Raw genomic sequence first — 1,682 nt, forward strand, 5'->3', positions numbered from 1 at the left:
GTCGGTGGAGCCGGTGGGGCCGGTGGGTTGGGTGGTGTCGGCGCGGTCGGAGGAGGCGTTGCGGGCGTATGCGGCGCGGCTGGCCGGGGCTGTTGAGGGTTCCGGGGTGTTGGTGGGGGATGTGGCGGCGACGCTGGCCGGGCGTGCGGTGTTCGAGCGGCGTGGTGTGGTGGTCGGTGCTTCGCGTGAGGAGTTGGTGGCCGGTTTGAGGTCGTTGGCGGAGGGGGTTTCCGCTGAGGGTGTGGTGTCGGGGGTGGCCGGTGCCGGGAGGACGGTGCTGGTGTTTCCGGGTCAGGGTTCGCAGTGGGATGCGATGGCCCGGGAGTTGTATGCGGCTGCTCCGGTGTTCCGGGCGGCTTTGGAGGAGTGTGCGGATGCGTTGTCGGCGTTCGTGGAGTGGGATCTGTTGGAGGTGTTGCTGACGGATGAGGGTGGTGCGCTGCTGGAGCGGGTGGATGTGGTGCAGCCGGCGTTGTTCGCGGTGATGGTGTCGTTGGCGGCGTTGTGGCGTGCGCACGGGGTGCGGGTGGATGCGGTGCTGGGGCATTCGCAGGGGGAGATCGCGGCGGCGTGTGTGGCGGGGGCGTTGTCGTTGCAGGACGCGGCGCGTGTGGTGGCGTTGCGTAGTCAGGCGATTCGTGTGCTGGCCGGGCGGGGTGGCATGGTGTCGGTCGCGCTGGCGGTCGATGAGGTGCGGTCGCGTCTGGAGCGGTGGGGCGGTGACATCGGGGTCGCGGCGGTGAACGGGCCTTCTTCCACGGTGGTGTCGGGCAGTGCGCGGGCTCTGGATGAGCTGCAGGAGGTGTTCGAGGCCGACGGTGTGCGCACCTGGCGCATCCCGGTCGACTACGCCTCCCACTCCTGGCACGTCGACGAGATCCGTGATCAGGTGCTGGATCTGCTCGAGCCGGTCCGGCCCCGGTCCGGTGAGGTCGCCTTCTATTCCACTGTCACCGGGCAGCGGGTCGACACCCTGGAACTGGATGCCGACTACTGGTTCCGTAATCTCCGGGGGACCGTCGAGTTCGAGGCCGTCGTCCGGTTGTTGCTGGCGGACGGTTTTGACACGTTCATCGAGTGCAGTGCGCATCCGGTGCTGGTCGCCGGTGTGCAGGAGACCATTGACAGTGCGGGGGTGTCCGCCCGCAGTTTCGGGACGCTGCGCCGGCACCGGGGCGGTTTGGACAGTTTCCTGCAATCGGTGGGGGAGGCTTTCATCGCGGGGGCTGTCGGCCGCTGGAGTCTGGCGGATCAGGGGGCTGGTGGTCATGTCACTCTGCCGACCTATCCCTTCCAGCGGACGCGGTACTGGCTGGCTCCGGACAGTGGGCGTCGTGATGTCGGTGCGGTCGGGCTGACCGCGGCGGGACATCCGCTGCTGGGTGCTGTTGTCGAGGGAGCGGCCAGCACGGTCTTCACCGGGCGGGTGTCGACGGCCACTCATCCGTGGCTGGCTGATCACGAGGTCGCCGGCACCGTCGTGTTCCCCGGTGCCGCGTTCGTGGAGCTGGCGGTGCATGTCGCCGACCGGGTCGGCTGCGGCAGCGTCCGTGAGCTGACCGTGCAGTGCCCGCTGGTTCTGCCCGAGCACGGTGCCGTTCGGTTGCGGGTGGAGGTGAGCGAGCCGGCTGCCGGTGACGGTGGGCGTGCGGTGCGGATCGACGCGCGCCCGGACACGGCCA

At 69.4% G+C, this 1,682-nt stretch carries 1 protein-coding gene; it reads left to right on the plus strand.

The annotated features are described in order from the left end of the window. Positions 1-1,682: acyltransferase domain-containing protein (locus tag ABZ865_RS41990; protein WP_361242818.1), on the plus strand; the 1,682-nt coding region annotated here is incomplete at both ends.

This window comes from Streptomyces sp. NPDC047085 (assembly GCF_040643735.1).
Taxonomy (GTDB): domain Bacteria; phylum Actinomycetota; class Actinomycetes; order Streptomycetales; family Streptomycetaceae; genus Streptomyces.